Annotated in this window: 18 protein-coding genes; 1 reads left to right on the forward strand and 17 read right to left on the reverse strand. The window is 41.4% G+C overall.

Translation table 11 applies throughout. The annotated features are described in order from the left end of the window. Positions 1–12: 12 nt before the first annotated feature. Positions 13–1,305, forward strand: coding sequence for an aspartate aminotransferase family protein (locus tag BUA83_RS05090; RefSeq protein ID WP_072935134.1), 1,293 nt, complete (start codon positions 13–15; stop codon positions 1,303–1,305). A 63-nt stretch (positions 1,306–1,368) separates the two neighbouring features. Here the strand turns inward: BUA83_RS05090 and BUA83_RS05095 are convergent, their stop codons facing one another. The 17 genes from BUA83_RS05095 to aroA all read right to left on the reverse strand — a co-directional run bounded on the left by BUA83_RS05095 (position 1,369) and on the right by aroA (position 19,900). Next, the gene (locus tag BUA83_RS05095; protein WP_072935135.1) at positions 1,369–1,872 is read right to left on the reverse strand and encodes a cob(I)yrinic acid a,c-diamide adenosyltransferase; all 504 of its coding nucleotides are present in this window, start codon (positions 1,870–1,872) and stop codon (positions 1,369–1,371) included. Positions 1,873–1,883: 11 nt separating this feature from the next. Continuing rightward, positions 1,884–2,300 (reverse strand): nucleoside-diphosphate kinase, encoded by a 417-nt coding sequence (ndk, locus tag BUA83_RS05100; protein ID WP_072935136.1) that lies wholly within the window; start codon positions 2,298–2,300, stop codon positions 1,884–1,886. 35 nt (positions 2,301–2,335) lie between these two features. Then, positions 2,336–2,848, reverse strand: coding sequence for a gamma carbonic anhydrase family protein (locus tag BUA83_RS05105; RefSeq protein WP_072935137.1), 513 nt, complete (start codon positions 2,846–2,848; stop codon positions 2,336–2,338). A 172-nt stretch (positions 2,849–3,020) separates the two neighbouring features. Then, positions 3,021–4,424: a restriction endonuclease subunit S gene (locus tag BUA83_RS05110; protein ID WP_144340505.1), complete on the reverse strand. Its 1,404-nt coding sequence runs from the start codon at positions 4,422–4,424 to the stop codon at positions 3,021–3,023. 44 nt (positions 4,425–4,468) lie between these two features. Then, positions 4,469–7,129 carry a type I restriction-modification system subunit M gene (locus BUA83_RS05115; RefSeq protein WP_072935139.1) on the reverse strand — a complete coding sequence of 887 codons (2,661 nt, stop codon included), beginning with the start codon at positions 7,127–7,129 and terminating at the stop codon, positions 4,469–4,471. Positions 7,130–7,494: 365 nt separating this feature from the next. After that, on the reverse strand, positions 7,495–8,823 hold the full coding sequence (locus BUA83_RS05120) for an ATP-binding protein (protein WP_072935140.1): 1,329 nt from the start codon (positions 8,821–8,823) through the stop codon (positions 7,495–7,497). Positions 8,824–9,010: 187 nt separating this feature from the next. Beyond that, positions 9,011–9,937, reverse strand: coding sequence for a homoserine kinase (gene thrB, locus BUA83_RS05125; RefSeq protein WP_072935141.1), 927 nt, complete (start codon positions 9,935–9,937; stop codon positions 9,011–9,013). Then, entirely contained in the window at positions 9,937–11,235 is a 1,299-nt protein-coding gene (locus tag BUA83_RS05130; RefSeq protein WP_072935142.1) for a homoserine dehydrogenase, read from the reverse strand. The genes thrB and BUA83_RS05130 overlap by 1 nt, the downstream gene beginning before the upstream one ends. 5 nt (positions 11,236–11,240) lie before the next feature. Next, positions 11,241–11,687, reverse strand: a complete 447-nt coding sequence (locus BUA83_RS05135; protein WP_200795989.1) for an ACT domain-containing protein — start codon at positions 11,685–11,687, stop codon at positions 11,241–11,243. Positions 11,688–11,942: 255 nt separating this feature from the next. Further along, positions 11,943–12,539: a glycerol-3-phosphate 1-O-acyltransferase PlsY gene (gene plsY / locus BUA83_RS05140; RefSeq protein WP_407695185.1), complete on the reverse strand. Its 597-nt coding sequence runs from the start codon at positions 12,537–12,539 to the stop codon at positions 11,943–11,945. A gap of 1 nt (position 12,540) precedes the next feature. Next, positions 12,541–13,872, reverse strand: coding sequence for a ribosome biogenesis GTPase Der (gene der / locus BUA83_RS05145; protein WP_072935145.1), 1,332 nt, complete (start codon positions 13,870–13,872; stop codon positions 12,541–12,543). Next, positions 13,865–15,268: a DUF512 domain-containing protein gene (locus BUA83_RS05150; protein WP_072935146.1), complete on the reverse strand. Its 1,404-nt coding sequence runs from the start codon at positions 15,266–15,268 to the stop codon at positions 13,865–13,867. Before BUA83_RS05150 ends, der begins: the two co-directional genes overlap by 8 nt. Before the next feature lie 84 nt (positions 15,269–15,352). Further along, on the reverse strand, positions 15,353–16,414 hold the full coding sequence (gene rpsA / locus BUA83_RS05155; protein ID WP_072935403.1) for a 30S ribosomal protein S1: 1,062 nt from the start codon (positions 16,412–16,414) through the stop codon (positions 15,353–15,355). Further along, the gene (gene ispH, locus BUA83_RS05160; protein ID WP_072935147.1) at positions 16,399–17,235 is read right to left on the reverse strand and encodes a 4-hydroxy-3-methylbut-2-enyl diphosphate reductase; all 837 of its coding nucleotides are present in this window, start codon (positions 17,233–17,235) and stop codon (positions 16,399–16,401) included. Before ispH ends, rpsA begins: the two co-directional genes overlap by 16 nt. 57 nt (positions 17,236–17,292) lie before the next feature. Further along, positions 17,293–17,892: a lysophospholipid acyltransferase family protein gene (locus BUA83_RS05165; RefSeq protein WP_072935148.1), complete on the reverse strand. Its 600-nt coding sequence runs from the start codon at positions 17,890–17,892 to the stop codon at positions 17,293–17,295. A 6-nt stretch (positions 17,893–17,898) separates the two neighbouring features. After that, entirely contained in the window at positions 17,899–18,555 is a 657-nt protein-coding gene (gene cmk / locus BUA83_RS05170; RefSeq protein WP_072935149.1) for a (d)CMP kinase, read from the reverse strand. A 25-nt stretch (positions 18,556–18,580) separates the two neighbouring features. Next, the gene (aroA, locus tag BUA83_RS05175; protein WP_072935404.1) at positions 18,581–19,900 is read right to left on the reverse strand and encodes a 3-phosphoshikimate 1-carboxyvinyltransferase; all 1,320 of its coding nucleotides are present in this window, start codon (positions 19,898–19,900) and stop codon (positions 18,581–18,583) included. Positions 19,901–19,914: the final 14 nt, after the last annotated feature.

The following is a 19,914-nucleotide window of genomic DNA, read 5'->3' on the forward strand; positions in this document are numbered from 1 at the left end:
ATGACATACTGCATGAAATCTTATATCGGACCAAAAGCTATTCTTGAAAAGAAAAAGAAATACATCATGCCGTGTCTGGCACATTTTTTTCAGGATCCTCCGGAATTTGTCAAAGGTTCCATGCAATACCTTTTTGACACCGAAGGAAAAAAATACCTGGACTGCTTTGCAGGTGTATCTGTTATAAACTGCGGACACTGCAACCCTGAAATCACACAAAAGGTCGTTGAACAGGTACAGAGCCTGCAGCACGTCTGCAACATCTATCTGACGGAAAACTTCGTAAACCTTGCCGAAAAGCTGGCAGAGGTTACACCGGGCAAGCTGCAGAAATCCTTCTTCTGCTCCACAGGCTCGGAAGCAAATGAAGGTGCGTTGCTGCTCGCCACAATCTATACCAAAAGCAGTGAATTTATCGCGCTTCGCAACGGACTTCACGGCCGCACAAAACTGGGTATGAGTGTTACAGGCATCGGAATGTGGCGCACTGACCCCAATCCATGCGGTGGAATCAGCTTTGCACCAAACCCCTACTGCTACCGATGCCCTCTCGGGAAAAAATATCCTGAATGCGACCTTGAATGCGCAAATCAGATTGAGGACATCATCAAAACAGCAACCTCCGGTAATCCTGCTGCTTTTATCGCAGAATCAATTCAGGGTAATGCAGGAATCGTGGTTCCTCCAAAGGGATATTTCAAGCGTGTAAAAGAAATACTGGAAAAATACAACACGCTTCTTATAATTGATGAAGTTCAGACAGGCTTTGCACGCACAGGGAAAATGTTTGCCATTGAAAACTTTGACGTAGAACCCGACATCATGACAATGGCAAAAGCACTGGGCAACGGCGCGCCTATCAGCGCATTCATTGCCTCCGCAAAAATTGCGGATACATATACCCGCCCCGGAGCGTCCACATTGGGCGGCAACCCGGTATCCTCAGCAGCAGGACTTGCTGTACTTTCGTACATCGAAGAGCACAATCTTCTGCAGAACGCGTACGACAGAGGCGTACAGCTCCGTGAAGGATTGGCTGAACTGGCTAAAAAGCACCCTATCATCGGAGACATTCGCGGTCTCGGACTGATGAACGGCGCAGAATTTGTCCATGCGGATAAATCTCCTGCCTTTAATGAGCTGGATGAAGTTCTGGAAGAAATGAAGAACCGCGGCTTTATCATTGGCAAAAACGGAATCTCAAGAAACGTTATGGCGTTCCAGCCTCCACTTGTAATAACGGAAGAAAATATAAATGATGTACTGAACAACCTTGATGATGTTCTGACTAACAAAAAACTTTAACGGAAAAACGCAGCAAAAAATCCCCGACCAATCGGCCGGGGATTTCTCATTTGTTTACTCTAATCACTCTTCCTTATGCTCCTCAAGACGCATGAGCATGAAGCAATAATCGGAAAGACGGTTTATATACAGTCTGTCTGTATCATGCACTTCCTCCTGTTTGGAGAGGCGCAGAATCTGACGCTCTGCACGGCGTGCGATAGTACGCGCCAAATCAAGCATTGCTCCGCCTTTGGAATCACCCGGGACAAGGAAGCATGCCAACGGACCGACAATCCCCTCGATCTCGTCAATCTCACTCTCAAGCTCCTGGATGTTAAATTCCTTGATATACGGCTCACTTCCGAGGCTTGCTAAATCAGCCATGAAAAGAGAAACATTTTTCTGTAAAAGGTATATGCGGGTTTTTACGTCTTCATTCTCGCAAAAAGCCCGGGCCATACCCAAAGCTGAGTTCATTTCGTCGATGGTACCATACGTTTCAACCCGAAGGGAATCCTTATCTACACGTTCTCCTGTAAAAAGACTGGTCTGCCCTTTATCGCCTGTTTTCGTATAAACGCCCATCTTCGATCACCTCAGTCAAAAATTTCAGTTTCGTTGAAGAAAATATGAATTTCGCGAGCTGCGCTCTCCGGGCTGTCGGATGCATGAACTGCATTCTCGCCTTTGCTTGCAGCATAAAGCTTGCGGATTGTGCCCTCTGCAGCCTCTGCAGGGTCAGTCTTGCCGTTGATTTCACGAACCTTTGCAATAGCGCCTTCGCCTGCCAGAACCATAGCAACGATAGGTCCGGAAGTCATGAAAGTCTCAAGCTCACCATAGTACGGACGGCCGATATGCTCTTCATAATGCTTTGCAGCAACTTCCTTCGTCATCTTCATCATGCGCATAGCGAGAAGCTGAAGTCCCTCATCCTCATAACGCTTTACAATGTCACCTGTGTGATGAGCCTTAAAAGCATCCGGCTTTACCAATACTAATGTTTTTTCCATGTTAAATCATTTCTCCTTTTGTTATGTATTACTATTTACTTTTGTAAATAGTGACTGGCAATATCATTGTAGTCTACGGCAGACTGCTTTATAGCCTCGATTTCATCATCGCGCAAATCACGGACGATACGCGCAGGATTTCCGTAGACAAGACTGTTGGCAGGAATGACTTTTCCCTGTGTAATAATCGTACCCGCGCCAATAACGCAGTTATCCTCTATTACAGCATGACCGAGAAGCACCGCTCCCATACCGATAAGGCAGTTGTTTCCAACCTTGGAGCAATGGATTATAGCATTATGCCCTATGGTAACATAATCACCGATAATAGTCGGCTCACTGGCCATGACATGAACAGTACAGTTATCCTGAATATTAGTAAACTTCCCTACTACTACCTTCTGTATGTCTCCTCTGACAACCGTGTTGAACCAGACATTGGAACCCTCACCCAAAGTGACATCACCAATAATCCTTGCTCCGTCAGCGACGAAAACATCAGGCGCAATTACAGGATTTTTATCTTTATAAGGAATAATCTGTCCCATGCACTCTCCTCCTATCCGCCATACTCTTTTATTTTAACGCATTTATTCAAATTTTTCCATACGAAAAAATCCCGACTTCGTTGCTTATATACATGACAAACGGTTATCCTAGAACCAATCTCTTCGAAAAAAAGGATTATTCTCTTATCGAGAATAATCCTTTTAATAGACTTTAAAAACCTACTCTGCAAATTGTACTAATTCTTTTTTCAAGCCATTTTGTTGCAGTTACCTCATTTTCTTCAATCGCCATCTCTACAGCCCTCTTTGAATAGTTCAATAAATCTCTGCTCTTTTTTCTCAAATCGTAGGCGTTTCTAACTATCTTTTTTAGTTCATCTTGAGTTTCATTTGTAATTTTAGGCAACGGAATTTTCATAAATTCATCTTTTGTAATATTAGTAAGAATAGTCCCCGAGCATCCCCTCTTCAACAACATCTGTATTGGCTTGGATTTTAGCAAAACTAATAATGTTTCACTATTGTAATTATCCGAATCTATCACGTAAAAACCTGTTGAACATAATGCATTGTCATATTTTTCTGTAACTAACGCACAACTTTCAAGTGAACCCTCAACAGACGAAACTATCACATATCCTTTTTTAACGAGACGTCTCGCTCTGGCAGGCAGGTCTTCACCTTTAACTTCTTCTACATCATCAATATCACCAACTTTTCCGATATTAGCCAACTCTATATATTGATAACGCTCTCCAGCAACCGGGGTAAATGTTTTATCGTAAATGTTGCAAAGGTTTCCAATAGTACCAATTGACCTAATCTGTCCAATCATATCATAATTCTTTTGCTGGTAATATTCAGCATCTATCCTTCCAACACTACTGAAACTTTCACCTAGTGATTTGATTGCAATTGAATTAGTAGAAAGTTTATCTATTTTGACTTCCAACTTGTCTAACAGATATTCTTCTGCCTCCTCAAAGCTTTCTTTAGAATGATTCATTAACTTCAAAAACTGTTCATACGCTTTTTTCAGCTTATCATAAAAAATTTCACTAAACTCCGGGATGATAAATTCTCTCAATCGTCCAAGAGTAATCATCTGTTGAACTCCACCCGAGCCACCTCTTTGAGATTGTAGTGCTCCATACTTTCCCATCATGAATAACGCCATGAAATAATTTGAATTAGTCGTAGAGTATAAAGGTTTTATTATCGCCACATCACGATTCATATTACAAGGCGCCAAATCTGCTGTTGCCACAGCAATTTGCCCCAAGGTGCCTTTAATTGATATGAGAATATCTCCTTCCTGTACTCTTGCACGGGCATTCTTCTTGTCAACATCCTCACTAACATATCTAATCTTTGAAAGATCAATATATCCTTTTCTAATGTTTTCTGCAGTTAAGTACTTAACACCACAATCTAAGTAATCAACTGACCCATGTTCACCATCTGTAACCTTATAATACTTACCAATATTGAAATGCTTTCTCTTTAATAACTGTTCAGTTTCATAAACATACTCTTTGGAATAATATTCAGCATCCATCCTTTTTATTCTTAATATTTCGCTAAGTAATACTTCGCTGCACTCATGCCCATCCATCAATGCCTTAAACTTTGCTTCGTCGAAAGGCTCAGTGGATGGGCTTATTGAAAAAAACTTAAACCTTCTCGTTTAGCAAACTCTATAAATGCTTCTGCAATACCATCTTGACTATATATATTATTAGGATTTGGATTAGCTAAATCCGGATCGTGATTAAATAAATCATGCTTCACAAATATGTGTCCATGAGTATCTTTTACACGTTCCGTCCTTTCAAAAACCTCTTCTGCAACAAGATAGAATTTTTGTACAGATTTATCTAATGCCTCGTACTCTGCCTGCGAAATAACGCCTTTAGTATTTTCTCCAATAGTAGCAACTTCTTTGTAATGCTTTTTATCAAACTCCGATAACTGTAAGTAATCCTCAATATTTAAAGATTCCTCATAGCATTCTGCATCTTTCTTTTTATTTTTTAACACAAAGGTCGCATTCTTCAATATCCATTTCTTATGTGTATCAAGTTCTCCATATTCTTCAATAAATAAATCCTTAATAAAATCTGTACTTCCACTACTATTCTTATGCTCTTCTACTTCTGTAATTGAAACGTCCTTAATAATATATTCTGATGCTTTTCCTGCATTATATTCAGCCTCAGTAACCTCCTGTTTATCCGATTTTCGAAAATAATGGCGTTCTGTAATATACTTATATGTGTTCCAATTCACGTAGGTTTCAGTAACATATATTTTATCTCCTGAACTATCTTTACTAGGCTCTTGCATAGTCGCAAAAAAAACAGAATAATCCAACTCTCCTTTTTGATTCAATTCCGGTTTGGGACAAATATTAGGAAACCCACAATTTTCATCTGTCCATTTTTGGACAAATAGTACACTGGTTTTTGTTCCAGTTCCGGACTTACCGTTTTTAAATGTATTACCATGCAAACCAACAACCGCTAGAAGCCTACACTGCTTTAAAATATACTCACGAATATATTGAGCTGAAGAATTATTGAATGTTCCTTGGGGTAAAACAACAGCCATTCTTCCACCCGGTTTAAGGAAATTAAGATTTCGCTCAATAAACAGAATGTCTCTATCAACTGCATTCTGCAATTTCGCGGAACAAATCCCTCCTTTATGTCCTAAATCATACTGAGAAATCTGCTCAGTATTATCTAATGCTCCAGCAAAAGGTGGATTTGCCATCAAAATATCAAAGTTAAATGCCTTGTACTTCTTTCTATCTGAATTTGCAATCGGATCAGCGCTTAACTGCGCCAACTTTACAAAGCCTTCGTGATATTTACTCTGCCACTTATCATCATCAAGGAAATTCTTCTTCCAGTTATAGAAATCAAGTGTATTAAGATAAATAACATTTGTATGTCCATCACCTGCTATGATGTTCAACATACGCCCTACTCTTACTGATTTTTCACTATAATCTATACCAAATACGTTGTTTTGGACATAAGCTAATTCCTCCGGCTTTCTGGCTCTAGTGGTAAACAAATTGATCGCTTGTGGATTAATTTGCTTCCAAACATGAAATATTGTGTGCATAGGAAACCCACAGCTTCCTGCAGCAGTATCAATCATTTTTTCTTTAGGCTTAGGATTTAACATCTTTACGCACATATCTATAACATATCTAGGCGTAAAAAATTGTCCCATATCACTCTTTTGATTTTTATTTACTAAATGTTCAAATGCATCATCAACAACTTCAAGGTTAGAATTAAACAACTTAACATTCTGTAGCTCTTTTACACATGATTTAATTGTTTCGGCATGCATATCAAGAACATCTTCTGGAGCAAATACACCGGGCCATTTATTCTTTGCTTCAGAAAACAAATCACTCATATTGCGATAAATATCATCAAGAGACTCTGTTTCCTTAACTCTAAATTGCATTACCCTAAATCCAGAATCATCAATATCCTTAAATGGAATTTTATATTTTGTTGTTACGATTGCTATTTCATCTGCATCCTGACTTGATAACACTTCATCGTACAATTTTATAAAAATCAACTTAAATATCTCTTCAAACGCCTTATCACTAGAATCATTTGCTCCAAATCTCTGTTCAACACTAAGAATAATATCTTTTAATGTTTCTGTTTTAAGCCTATCACATTGAATAAGTTGTTTTAATGTAAATCGCCGATTCTCCTTCCACGCATCAATATCCTCATCTGAGCGTGGAAATTTATCTAACACTATTTGTGTTTCATAGTCTGGAGAATCATAAAACTCGGGCGCTTTATTTCCATTTACAAGAACACCAACACACGGATGTTTTTGATTACAATATGTTTGCATCTGTTGAAAAGGAGTCGTTGACTCACCATCCCAGCTTTTTTTATAATCGTCTATCCCAGGGCGTTTAACTTCAATAATCATCCTAATGTGCTTATGATTTTCATCAAATACGGCAATATCAATCCTTTTATCATTGATTGTTTGTTTGCCCGCAAAAATAACTGGTTCTTCAAAAGATATCTGGTCTATCTTATACCCATAATTAGTTGTTAAAATATAAGTATAATACTGACGAATAATCTCTTCTGGCGTAAGTTTAAAATAATCTCCGTCGTTATTTTTACCACGTTTAATGCACTCAATGCCAGGCTCTCCATCCTTCCTAATTTTTATACGATCATTGATCCACTTTTTATCTTCCTTCGTAAACTGCGAAATATGTTCATATTCATCTTTCTTCAGAATATCCTTAATAGATATCATCTTATTCTCCCCTAGTTTCTAAATTTCGAAAACGTATACGTTTAGAAACGTGGGATTATGCTATAATAATTTCTAAATGAACCCTTGAAACCGTTGAAGATTCAAGAGATTCAAAATTTCATTTAGAAACGTATACTTTTCAAAAAATTTATCCCACTAAAAAAGCATCTCTTACCTGCCAAAATTTCAGCAGACAAAAGATGCTTTTTCTATTTCATCTATTCGTATATATACATGCCGTGAAGAAACCAAAATACAACGTCAGAATAATTTTTTGCCTATAAAAGCAAAAAGCCGTAATCCTTTGCTCTGGATTACGGCTTTTCATTCGAGTTATTCTCTTTTCTAGTGTAAAACCTCTCTAGCTATATAAACTGCGCCATTTGCACAGGAATGTATTCCAATGTACCATCCCTCATGTAATCTTTTGTATAAATCAAAATTCCATGGTCTATTCTTGAGGAATATTTTTCGGTGAATGCATCTAGTGACGAATGGCTCTTATACCCTGAGCTTTTCACTTCTATAGGACATACTTTGTTTTTTGATGAAATCAAAAAATCAATCTCATAGTTATGCCTTGATTTTTCATTAAGAAAGGTATGGTAGTAGAGTTCATGTCCATTTGCTGCCAATGTTTGTGCAACTATATTTTCGTAGATATAGCCAAGATTAGCATGCAGCTTTCCATTAAGCAGCTTTGAATATATATCGTTTTCCGTAAAGCTCTTATCTTTAAATGCTAGTGTAACAAACAAGCCTGTATCCGCAACAAAGAGCTTGAATCTTGATAAGTCTTTGTTTTGCGCCAGTCCTGCTTCCGGATTGTTTACGTGATATGATACTAACACAGTCCCTGAATCCTTCAGCTCTGCTATTTGTTCAATAATATCTTTGCCCCTGCTTCCTTCCAAAACGCTTGATACCTTATAGCGTGAAGCATTCGACATTAGCTGTGAGGGAATGGCATCAAATAAAATAGAGAGCTTTCCGCTCGAATCAATCTTCCGAAAATCATCTTCATATAATGTCAATATGTCTCGTTTTACGAGATCGACTTCACTCAAATCATTTGTTATTATGTATTTTTCAACTGCCTGCGGCATTCCACCGACAAGCATATATAGCCGAAAGTCTCTTAACAGCTTACGGTTTGCAGCCTGTCCAATCTGTTTTTTTGCATCATAGAGTTGCTTTAAAATAGGCACAGATACATTATCTTCTAATGCCCAGCGAAATTCTTCATAATCCATGGGATACATGTGAAGTTTTCTTTCTTCACTTGGTATCAGAATATCTTTAACATTCTTACGTATAGATATAAGCGAACCTGTCTCTATATAATCATACCGTCCATCTGCGACAAGTGCTTTTATTGCCTGCCGTGCTTTAGGGCATAACTGAACTTCATCAAATACGATACACGATTTGCGTTCTTTCAGACTGGTATTGTATGTCAACTGCAGCTGGAGAAAAATGTAATTTAAATCTGACAGGTCATCAAATAATTCCTTTGTTTCAGGAGACGCTCTATAGAAATCAAGAAAAATATATGTTTCGTATTCGTTCTTTGCAAATTCTTTCACCAACGTAGATTTCCCAACACGACGCGGCCCCTCAACAAGTACAGCTGTCTTTCCATTTGATGAATTTTTCCAATGTAACAGCTGATTGTATATCTTGCGCTTAAACATTCAAACACCTCCAACCTCAAAATCGTTAATTTTATTTTAGCTATTTCCTGCAAAATCGTCAATTTTATTTCGCGGTTTTTCTGCAAAATCGTCAATTTTATTTTGCCATTTTCCCGCAAAATCGTTAAATTTGGACATAAAAAAAGTCCGTACGTTAATACGGACCGGAAAACTCTAGTTATGAATTTCAGATTTCATCCTGCTTCAGTATGTGGGCCCCTCTGCGGTCAACATCGAGAATCAGAGCCTTTGCTTTGACACTATTCTTTGCAAAGGCCTGCTCCATAGCAGAAGCGACTTCGTGTGGATGCTCAACTGTATATGCTATTATGCATGGGCCTGCGCCGCTGATGCATGCTCCCAGCGCGCCCTCTCTCTTTGCTGCTTTTATTACGTCTGCCATCCCCGGAATCAGTGACTCTCTGTAGGGCTGGTGAAGCGCATCTTCAAATGCGTGCCGCAGGAAACGGATATTTCCCTTGATAAGCGCAGCCACGAGCATTGATGACCTTCCGATGTTAAAGATTGCATCCTGCATCGGAACCTTTTCTGGCAGTACTTTTCTTGCCGCCTTTGTGGACAAGAAAAAATCCGGAACTGCTACAACCATCTGAAGCGGAATCCGCGGTACAAAGGAAAAGCTTTCCGCCTTGTGGTTTTCTACAATACTTACGGTAAATCCACCGTATATCGCAGGAGCTACATTGTCGGGATGTCCTTCTATATCCGTTGCAATCTGCAAAAGCTCTGCTCTGCTGAAATAATTGTCAATCAGAACGTTCGCTGCCTTTATGCCCGAAACAATGGCAGAAGCACTGCTTCCCAGTCCCCGTGAAAGTGGGACTCTGTTGACCATGTGAATCCTCGCGCCCTGATATTCTTTATCTTTGTGTGCCCGAGTCAAAAGTGTCTGTATGGAACGCCATACCATATTACGGCTGTCACAGGGAATATTTTCGGCACCCTCGCCCTCAAGTTCAATTGACAGGTCAGGCTCATGCAAAAGCGAAAGTGTAATATCATTATAGATTGTACACGCTACCCCCAGCGTGTCAAAGCCGGGGCCGCAGTTTGCGCTTGTGCCCGGAACACGAATCGTTATCGAACGTTCCATTACACTTCACCTTTCTTGGTTTCGACCCGGATGACGTTAGAAATCGTAGTGACAACGGGCAGATTTAAGAGTACCTGCTCTGCTTTGAGCAGTTGTTTATGATAGACATGATGTGTAACCACAACAATTTCGGCCTGGTCTTTTACACGCTGTGTCTGTATAACGGATTTCAGACTGACTCCCTGGTCGCCGAATACTGTTGCGATTGTTCCCAGAACACCCGGCTGGTCTGCAACAAGCAGCCTGATGTAATATGAGGATTCCGTTTCTTCCAACGGACAGAAGGGTTTGACCTGAAATGCCGAGCAGTCAACCGCAGCGTAGATTCCTTTTACAATCTCTCTGGCTACGGTAATGATGTCTGCCACAACAGCGGAAGCTGTCGGAAGCGAGCCCGCTCCCTGACCGTAAAACATTGCTTCCCCGATGGCATTTCCTTTTATAAAGATAGCGTTAAACACATCATTTACCGATGCAAGAGGATGGGCTTTTTTCAGGAAAGCCGGATGCACTCTGACATCGACACCCTTTTCGGAGTCATTTGCGATAGCCAGAAGCTTTATGACGTATCCGAGCTCTTTGGCATACTCAATATCCTGCGGAGTGATATGTGTAATTCCTTCCACAGAGACATCATCCAATGTCACACGCGTATTGAATGCGAGTGATGCAAGAATCGCAACCTTGCGGGCAGCGTCATAGCCCTCAACATCAGCAGCAGGGTTTGCTTCTGCATAGCCAAGCTCCTGTGCTTCACGAAGCGCGGTTTCGTAGTCATTGCCGCAATTGGTCATCTGTGTCAGCATGTAGTTCGTCGTGCCGTTTACAATACCCATTACTTCGGTAATGCGGTTGGCGGTAAGACTTTCCTTGAGCGGAGTAATGATAGGAATACCGCCGCCCACGCTGGCTTCAAAAAGGAACTCCACGCGGTTTTCTTTTGCCGCGCCGAACATATCCTTGCCAAATTGCGCAACAACATCTTTATTGGCTGTGACGACATGCTTCCCTGCTTTCATTGCCCGAAGCATGTACTCACGCGCGGGATGAAGTCCACCCATAAGCTCAACAATGATATCTATATCCTCATCTTTAAGGATATCATTGATATCATCGGTCAACTCCATGCCTTCGAGGTGAGGCCTTTTCTTTTTCAGGTCTCTGACCAGGATTTTCTTTATTTCGATTTCGGTTCCAGATTTTTGTGAAATCTCATCGACGTTTTTTTTCAGTACTTCTACAACGCCGCTTCCAACTGTTCCGGAGCCCAATAATCCAATCTTGATAGTTTTGCCCATAATATTTATTCCTGACCAAGAACTTCCAATCGTTTTACGCCGTCTACCATACGCAGCTTGTCGAGAAGTGCTTCCAAATCAACAGAAAGGTTGACTGTCTCAATGGAAATCGTCGCATTTGCTACGCCCTGAAGAGGAATTCCCTGATTGATTGTCAATACGCTTCCCGAGTCACCGGAAATCGTGTTGAGAACGCTGGAAAGCACTCCTCTTTTATGTTCCAGAAGGAACGTCAATGTTACGATTTTATTTCTGCTTGCTTCATAAAACGGGAAAACATAATCCTTATATTTGTAGTATGCACTGCGGCTCAGGTCCATTTTTTCAACAGCTTCGTTGATGGTACGTGCATCTCCGCGTTTAAGCATTTCTTTTACACGGATTGTTTTCTTGATTGCTTCCGGTAAAATCTCTTCTCTTACTAAAAAAAATCCGCTTTTTTCATCTTTCAAAGTAAACGCCTCCATACTTTGTTATGTAACAAATATTGAATATCCGCTAATACTTTTCGCGAACACATAAACAATAATACCACACTTTGTTGAAAAATGATATATTTTTTGTAAAATATCTTTCTGCTTTGGACACTTTTCCTTTACATATAAACTTAATCCACTGGTGGCGGAAAGAGTGTTAACTTGTAAAAAAATCGTCCTTTTAGAATTTCTAAAAGGACGATTTTCCTTGATACATCAGGATGTTTGTGTTTACGTTCTGTGTCCGGCTTTGATTTTACTTTCTGTACCGTTAAGCAGACGTCCTATATTGGTCTTATGACGATATATGACAAATACTGCTGCCAAAACACTGAAGACGATATATTCACACGGCTGGTTAAATAACCATGCGAAAAGCGGAACGCAGGCTGCAGCCACTATAGACCCCAGCGAAACGTATTTTGTAATCAGTACAATAACAAACCAGATCAAGAATACCATGAGTGCCGTGGACGGCATGAGCATAACGATTACGCCAAGCCCTGTGGCGACACCCTTGCCGCCTTTGAACTTCAGCAATATTGACCAGGAATGTCCGACGATGGCCATGATTCCACCCAGTACCATCATTAGCGGAGTACCTGCAAAATACATTCCCAAAGCTACACCGATAACGCCCTTAAGGAAATCAAGCAGGAAAATTATAATTCCCGGGCCTTTTCCCAATGTGCGCCATGCGTTTGTTGCACCTATGTTATGACTTCCATGTTCACGAAGATCGACTCCCCACAGCAGCTTGCCAAGAATAAGCCCTGTCGGAATGGAGCCGATAAGATAGCTCAAAAGGCATCCAAGGATTGCTGACATGTCAATCATCATCCTCCTCTTTTCGTCCACGAACGATAAGCTTCAAAGGCGCGCCTTCGAAGCCAAAGGTTTCACGTATCTTGTTCTCAAGGAAACGCAGATACGAAAAATGCATCAATTCAGGATCATTTACGAAAATGATGAACTTAGGCGGTTTTATTCCGGCCTGTGTCATGAACAGAACCTTCAACGGTTTTCCTTTATATGAAGGCGGCGGATTTATTGCTATAGCGTCACGAAGAAGTTCATTTAATACGCTGGTCTTAATACGCATCGACTGCTGGTCGGCTACATATTTTACCAAATCGGTTATACGATGCACACGCTGCCCTGTGAGTGCAGAGATATAAATTACAGGTGCGTACTGCAGGAATCCGATTTTCTCGCGCAGGTCTTCCGTAAATCTGAGGGTAGATTTCTCATCTTTATTCTCATAGATATCCCACTTGTTTACAACAAGAATAACACCCTTGCCGGAATCATGGGCATAGCCCGCGATTTTCGTATCCTGGTCGGTAATGCCCTCTACTGCATTTATAACCATCAATACTACATCGGAACGGTCTATTGCTCTTAATGAACGCAGTACGCTGTAATGCTCGATTGCTTCATCAATATGAGCCTTCCTTCGCATACCGGCCGTGTCTATGAGCGTAAATTTGATATTATCCTTCTTAAAGTGTGTATCTATTGCATCACGCGTCGTGCCCGGTATATCGCTTACGATAACACGTTCTTCTCCCAAAAGTGTGTTAACCAGTGAAGATTTGCCAACATTTGGACGTCCTATAACAGCAATATGGATTTCATCAGATTCTTCATCTTCGTCTGAGTTATCCGGGAATGCGGCGACAACTGCATCAAGCAAATCTCCGAGATTCAGTGCATTTGCCGCGGCTATGGGAATAGGATCACCCAGTCCAAGATTGTAAAATTCATATATATCATTGTCCTGTTTAGGGCTGTCGATTTTATTTACAGCGAGGATAACAGGTTTCTTTGTTGTGCGGAGCATTTTGCCGACTTCCTCGTCAGATGTCGTAAGTCCCGTTCTGCCATCAACAACAAATACAATGACATCCGCTTCATCCATAGCAAGCTTCGCCTGGTCCCGCATGGAGGATAAAATTTTATCATCACCTGAGAACTCAATTCCACCTGTATCAATCATTACAAAAGGTTTTCCCAGCCATACCGCGTCAAGATAAATACGGTCACGGGTTACTCCGGGCATATCATCAACAATGGAAATGCGTTTTTTTCCTATTTGATTAAACAATGTGGATTTGCCAACGTTAGGACGTCCCACAATAGCTACTATCGGTTTACTCATTTTCCTCCTCCTTCAATTTTGTGTATCCGGCATTGCTCTGCCATGTATAAAGCTTTTCTCGTTCTTCAGATTTTGTCTCAATACACCAGTTAGTCAGCATTTTGTACAAATCTCTGCCACCCAGTGCAGACTTAACAGGAATGGAAATTTGTTTTTCCAGTTCGCTTACGGTCATATCATCCAAAAGTATGTCATCACCTGCACGAACTGCGCTGCTTGGTATTATTACACCGTCAAAGTCAGCTTTTTCTTTAATTGCACAAACAGCATTTTTTATATCCACGCCTGTTAAAAGTCCTGATACATCGACAGATGTCCCGTAATATTGGTTTTCAACTGCCAAAATATGTACATCTAATTGAGGGATATTAATCCTTTTAATTAACTTCTCAAATATCGGCTCGATTGCTTTTCCTGATACTACCAAAAGTTTTACTGTCTTGTCAAAAGCAGCCGGCATTATTTCTTTTTCCGCTTCGGTCCATTCATCAATGAAATTTCTCGTAAGACCGATACCGTTATCAAGCTGCGGAAATCCATCATAGTATTCAGCCGGTGGTATATCTTCGCCGGCCAAAAGATAAAACTCATCGCTTAAATATATTAAAGTTTCGCCTGTCTCTTCACGATTTTTATCCTGCCATTTTTTTACCTGTGCTACAACCTTTCGTGCTCCTTCCTTGTCGAAAAGCTGTAACGGATAACAATCAGTACGGAATCGTGTAAGACCTACAGGAACAATTGCAAGTGACTGCAAATAAGGACGGCGCTCCAAAAGCTTTTGAATCGTATTATCCAAATCATCGCCGTCATTAAGCCCCGGACACAAAACAATCTGTGTATGATACTCTATATCAGCCTTTTCCAGACTTTCAAGCTGCGCTATAAGATTTCCTGCCAATGGTGTACGGAGCATCTGTTTTCTAAGCTCCATATTCATCGTGTGAACAGAAACATACAACGGAGACAGATGATATTTTCTGATTCGGTCAAAATCTGCCTTTCCCATATTCGTCATGGTAATAAAATTACCATACAGGAAGGAAAGTCTGTAATCATCATCCTTTATATGCAGGCTGTCACGCATATTGGGAGGTACCTGGTCAACAAAGCAGAAATAACAATGGTTGGCACACGAACGGATTCCATCAAAAACCGCAGCTTCAAATTCAACCCCAAGCTCATCGTCATAATCCTTGGAAAAAGAATACATTTCCTGCGTTCCGTCCGAATGCTGAATCAAAAGGTCGATATCCTCTTCTGCAAATGCAAAGCTCATATCAATGATGTCCTTTAATTTCTGCCCATTTACAGATACAATGCTGTCTCCGGATTTTAAACCGAGTTCGTATGCAATACTGTCTTTCGCCACACGAAGAATTTTTCCTAAACTCATTAAAACTGTCCTTTTTCAAAAATAAAGGAGTGATGCGACCATCACTCCTCCATCCATTCTCAGATATGAAACTAAATTTCGCAATCAGCCTTCGTTTTCAGCATCATGCGCTGCTTTTGTTATGCTAAGGGAAATGCGTTTACGCTTCTTGTCAATGTGAAGAATCTTGACAGAAACCTCATCGCCTGTGTGAACTGCTTCATCAGCACGTGCGATACGTTTTTCGGAAAGCTCACCCATAGGAATAAGTCCGTCAAAGCCCGGCTCAATTTCCATAAATGCACCGAAATCAGTAAGCTTAATCACCTTGCCGGTGATTGTCTGACCCTCTGCATAGCGCTCAACACGTGCGAACCATGGATCCTCAACAGTTTCTTTGATGCTAAGCGAAATACGCTTTGTATCCGGATCAAAATTCTTAACATAAACATCAAGTTCCTGTCCAACCTTAAGGACATCAGATGGATGTTTTACACGATCCCAGGAGATATCAGAGATATGGCACAGACCGTCAACTCCACCGATATCAATAAATGCACCATAATCAACAAGGCGCTTGACAGTACCGTGAAGTGTCTGCCCATCCTCAAGCGTTTCAAAGAGAGCAGCCTGCTTCTCTTCACGAGCCTGCTCCAAAAGCTTACGGCGCGAAAGAACCAGACGCTGTTTCTTAATATCGCATTCGATAGGAAGTGCTTCAATAGTCTGTCCAACGTATACGTTGAGATCCTTTACGAAATGAAGCTCAACCTGGGAAGCAGGAATGAACGCACGAAGGCCTTTCACAGCTGCGACGAGTCCACCCTTGACAACCTGCGTAACTGTAGCAGAAAGAACTTCCTGGCGGTCAACAATACCATCGAAATCCTTCCATGCTGCCAGCTTGTCAGCCTTTACCTTGGAAAGAACATATCCGTTCTCTCCGCCTTTGGAAACAACAAATACATCAATGACGTCTCCGACGCTAACAACATCCTTAGCGGATTCCGGAGCCGGATAAGCTAATTCATTCTTCGGAATTGGAATTTCCTGTTTAGCTCCGATATCAACGAAAGCTTCGTTGTGGCTAACCTGAATGACTGTTCCCTGTACAACCTCATGCTCCTGAATGTTTTTTAATTCCTCTTCTTCTAACAATGATGCCATGTCCTGCACTTTTGATATACCTCCTTGATAATCCAGTCAGGCGTAGACGCACCGGCTGTGATACCAATTTTTTTTATATTTGTAAACCATTCATCACGAAGTTCAGTTGCAGTCTCTATATGATGGGTAATGGTTTCCTTCGAACAAAGCTGGGCAAGCCGTGTCGTATTGGCACTGTTCTTGCCTCCGATTACAAGCATCATGTCCACCTGACGCGCAAGGTCAATGGCGGCCTTCTGACGCTGGTCTGTTGCTGTGCAAATCGTACGTATGATATGTATGTCATCTGATTTCAGTAAAAGCCGTGAAACTATCTTCTGGAATTTGGCTCCGGAAAATGTCGTTTGTGCGACAACTCCCAGCTTACCAATCTTCGGCAGTTCATCAGCTTCAGCTTCTGATTCGATGACATAAGCGCCCTCTCCCGACCATTCCATAATGCTCCGAACTTCAGGATGACACTTCTCTCCGATGATTACAACCTGCAGGCCATCCTCAAACAGGGAATGTGCCGCCATCTGAGCCTTCTTGACATGCGGACAGGTTGCATCAACAACATTCAGATTACGACGTTTTGCTTCTTCATAAATCTGCGGGCCAACACCATGAGAACGAATAATAACCGTTCCATTGTCAGGAATTTCGTCAAGCGAATTGACTGTCCCGACACCTTCATCCGCAAGTCTCGAAACCATTTGCGGATTATGAATAATCGGCCCCAATGTATTGGCAGGCCCGGGCGCAGCATTGGTGCGCGCCAAATGAATCGCACGTTTAACGCCGTAACAAAAGCCTAAATATTCAGCTAAAATTACTTCCATGAGATTCTTTTTACACCTTGCCTTTTACAATCTAGTGAACAGTATACCATAAATTCATCATTTATTGCTATGATTATTTTTCATTTTTGTAATTTCTTCCATAATTTTTTGCGAAAACTTCTGCAATTCATCTTTATTTTTGCTTGTGCCTTCAAAAAAAAGCGGTTTACCATAAATAATTTTTAGGTGTGGAAAAAAATTCTTTGATGAAAAAATTTCATTCGTACCTATGATAGCTGCCGGAACCACCGGCACCTTTGTCATAGCCGCAATCAAAGCAATACCGGATTCTGCTTTGTGAACCTTGCCGTCTTTGCTGCGTGTTCCCTCAGGAAACATTCCGACACAATTACCCGAGTTCAGTTCTTTGACAGCAGCCTTTAATGCGCTTCGGTCCGCAGCACCGCGGTTGACCGGGAATGAATGACAGCTTCTGATAGCAGCGCTGAATATTGGAATCTGAAACAATTCCTTCTTTGCCATGTAGGCAACCGGTCTGGACAAAAATGTTGCCAAAAAAGGCGGATCCCAGTTGCTCATATGATTAGCCGCAAGAATAACTCCACCGCTTTCAGGCATATTTTCTGTCCCGATTATTTCTGCATGAAATACGCGGGAAAAAAGCCACGTGAAAAAAATCTGCAAAAAATGATACACAGTGAATCACCTGCACATATCCAAAATTTTCTCAACAACTTCATCTATAGTCATTCCGGTTGTATCTACGAGGACTGCCTCCGGAACTTTGACAAGCGGTGAAACCTTTCTCTCACTGTCAGCCTTATCACGCGCCGCAATATCCTTTTGAAGCTCAGAAAGCTCAACATCAAATCCCTTTGCAGCCATTTCCTTATATCTGCGTGAAGCGCGCTCTTCGATTGAAGCTGTGAGGAAAATCTTTAGATCAGCATTCGGAAGAACATGCGATGCAATATCACGTCCGTCCATTACAACAGCACCTTTTTCAGCCATTTTGCGCTGAAGATGAACCATTTTTTCACGAACAGGCGCAAGCATAGCAACCATGGATACAATCTTGGTGACTTCCGGAGTACGGATTTCATTTGTAATATCATTGCCATCAGCAAAGACATGCAGTCCGCTGTCTGTGTTTTCAAGACGAACCTCTATATCCTTGGCTACTGCAAGAATATTTTCCTCGGTTACATCCTTTCCGGATTTAAGCACAGCCCATGATACGGCGCGGTACATTGCACCGGTATCGATATAAACATATCCGAGCTTCTCTGATAAAATTTTTGCAATTGTGCTTTTCCCGGCGCCTGCCGGTCCATCAATGGCAATTACTAATTTCTTCATCTTCCGTTACCTCTTTGTTTATTTATTAAATCTGTACATTTGAAAGTGTATCATAAAATTCCGGATATGAAATATTAACACACTCAGGATGTGAGATTTCTACACCTTCTCCGGCTGCACCGGCAATTGCAAGAGCCATTGCAATCCTGTGGTCATCATATGAAAATGCTTCTGAATTTTTTAACGGGAGTCCGCCCTTTATAATCAGGCCATCCTCCAGTTCAGTAATCGCCGGAGCAAGCTTGTTAAACTCTTCAGCTATCGCATGGAGCCTGTCTGTTTCCTTTACGCGAAGCTCTTCTGCTCCGGTTATTTTGGTTTCTCCTTCGGCAAACAGAGCGGCGACCGCGATTATAGGAATTTCATCTATAAGTCTCGGCATGATATCCTTCCCGAATGCAGTTCCATGCAGTTTTGCGCTTTTGACGTGAATGTCTGCAATAGCCTCTCCGCCGCTTTCATAACGGTTCGTTTCGACAATATCCGCGCCCATATCACGCAAAACATCGAGAATACCTGTTCTGGACGGATTTACTCCGACATTCTTTAAGACTATTGAGCTGTTCGGAATTATGCTGCCTGCTACAAGCCAAAAAGCGGCTGAGCTTATGTCACCCGGTACTTCAATAGTCTTCGGACCCTGCAGTCTCTCAGCAGGATGAAAAACTACCTCATTGCCGTTTGTTTCAACATTTATTCCAAAAGCACGCATCATACATTCCGTATGGTTTCTTGAAGGAACCGGTTCAATGATTTTAACTTCAACTCCGGCAGTAAGCGCCGCCAAAAGAATCGCAGATTTCACCTGTGCGCTTGCAACAGGCATCTCGTAGGTTATCCCATGGAAGTTCTTCTTTTCATTTGGAAGAATCGTTATGGGAAGAAGTGTATTGTCTTTGCGCCCCACGATTTTTGCGCCCATCATCTCAAGCGGTTTAATAACACGCCCCATTGGTCTCTTATGAAGTGCCGCGTCACCTGTAAACGTTGTCAAAAACGGCTGTGCCGCCAGAAGCCCCATCATAAGACGAAGAAGCGTTCCTGAATCTCCTGCATCAACAATAGTCTGCGGTTCCTGCAGCCCCTGAAGCCCGACACCTGTAATGTCAAGGGAATTATCCTCATTTTCCTTGACCGTTACACCAAGTGCACGAATTGCCTCCAATGTTGAGAGGCAGTCTGCAGAACGAAGAAAGTTTTTCACATGTACAGTTTGACCGTCACATAAAGCAGAAATCATCAAACTGCGGTGAGATACCGATTTGTCTCCCGGAATAACGATAGTTCCGTGTATGCCGTTTTTTACTTTTGCTATAGTCTTGTTCAAAGGAATCACTCCACTCATTATTAGTGATACAG

Origin of the sequence: Schwartzia succinivorans DSM 10502 (genome assembly GCF_900129225.1) — a bacterium.
Classification (GTDB): Bacteria; Bacillota; Negativicutes; order Selenomonadales; family Selenomonadaceae; genus Schwartzia; species Schwartzia succinivorans.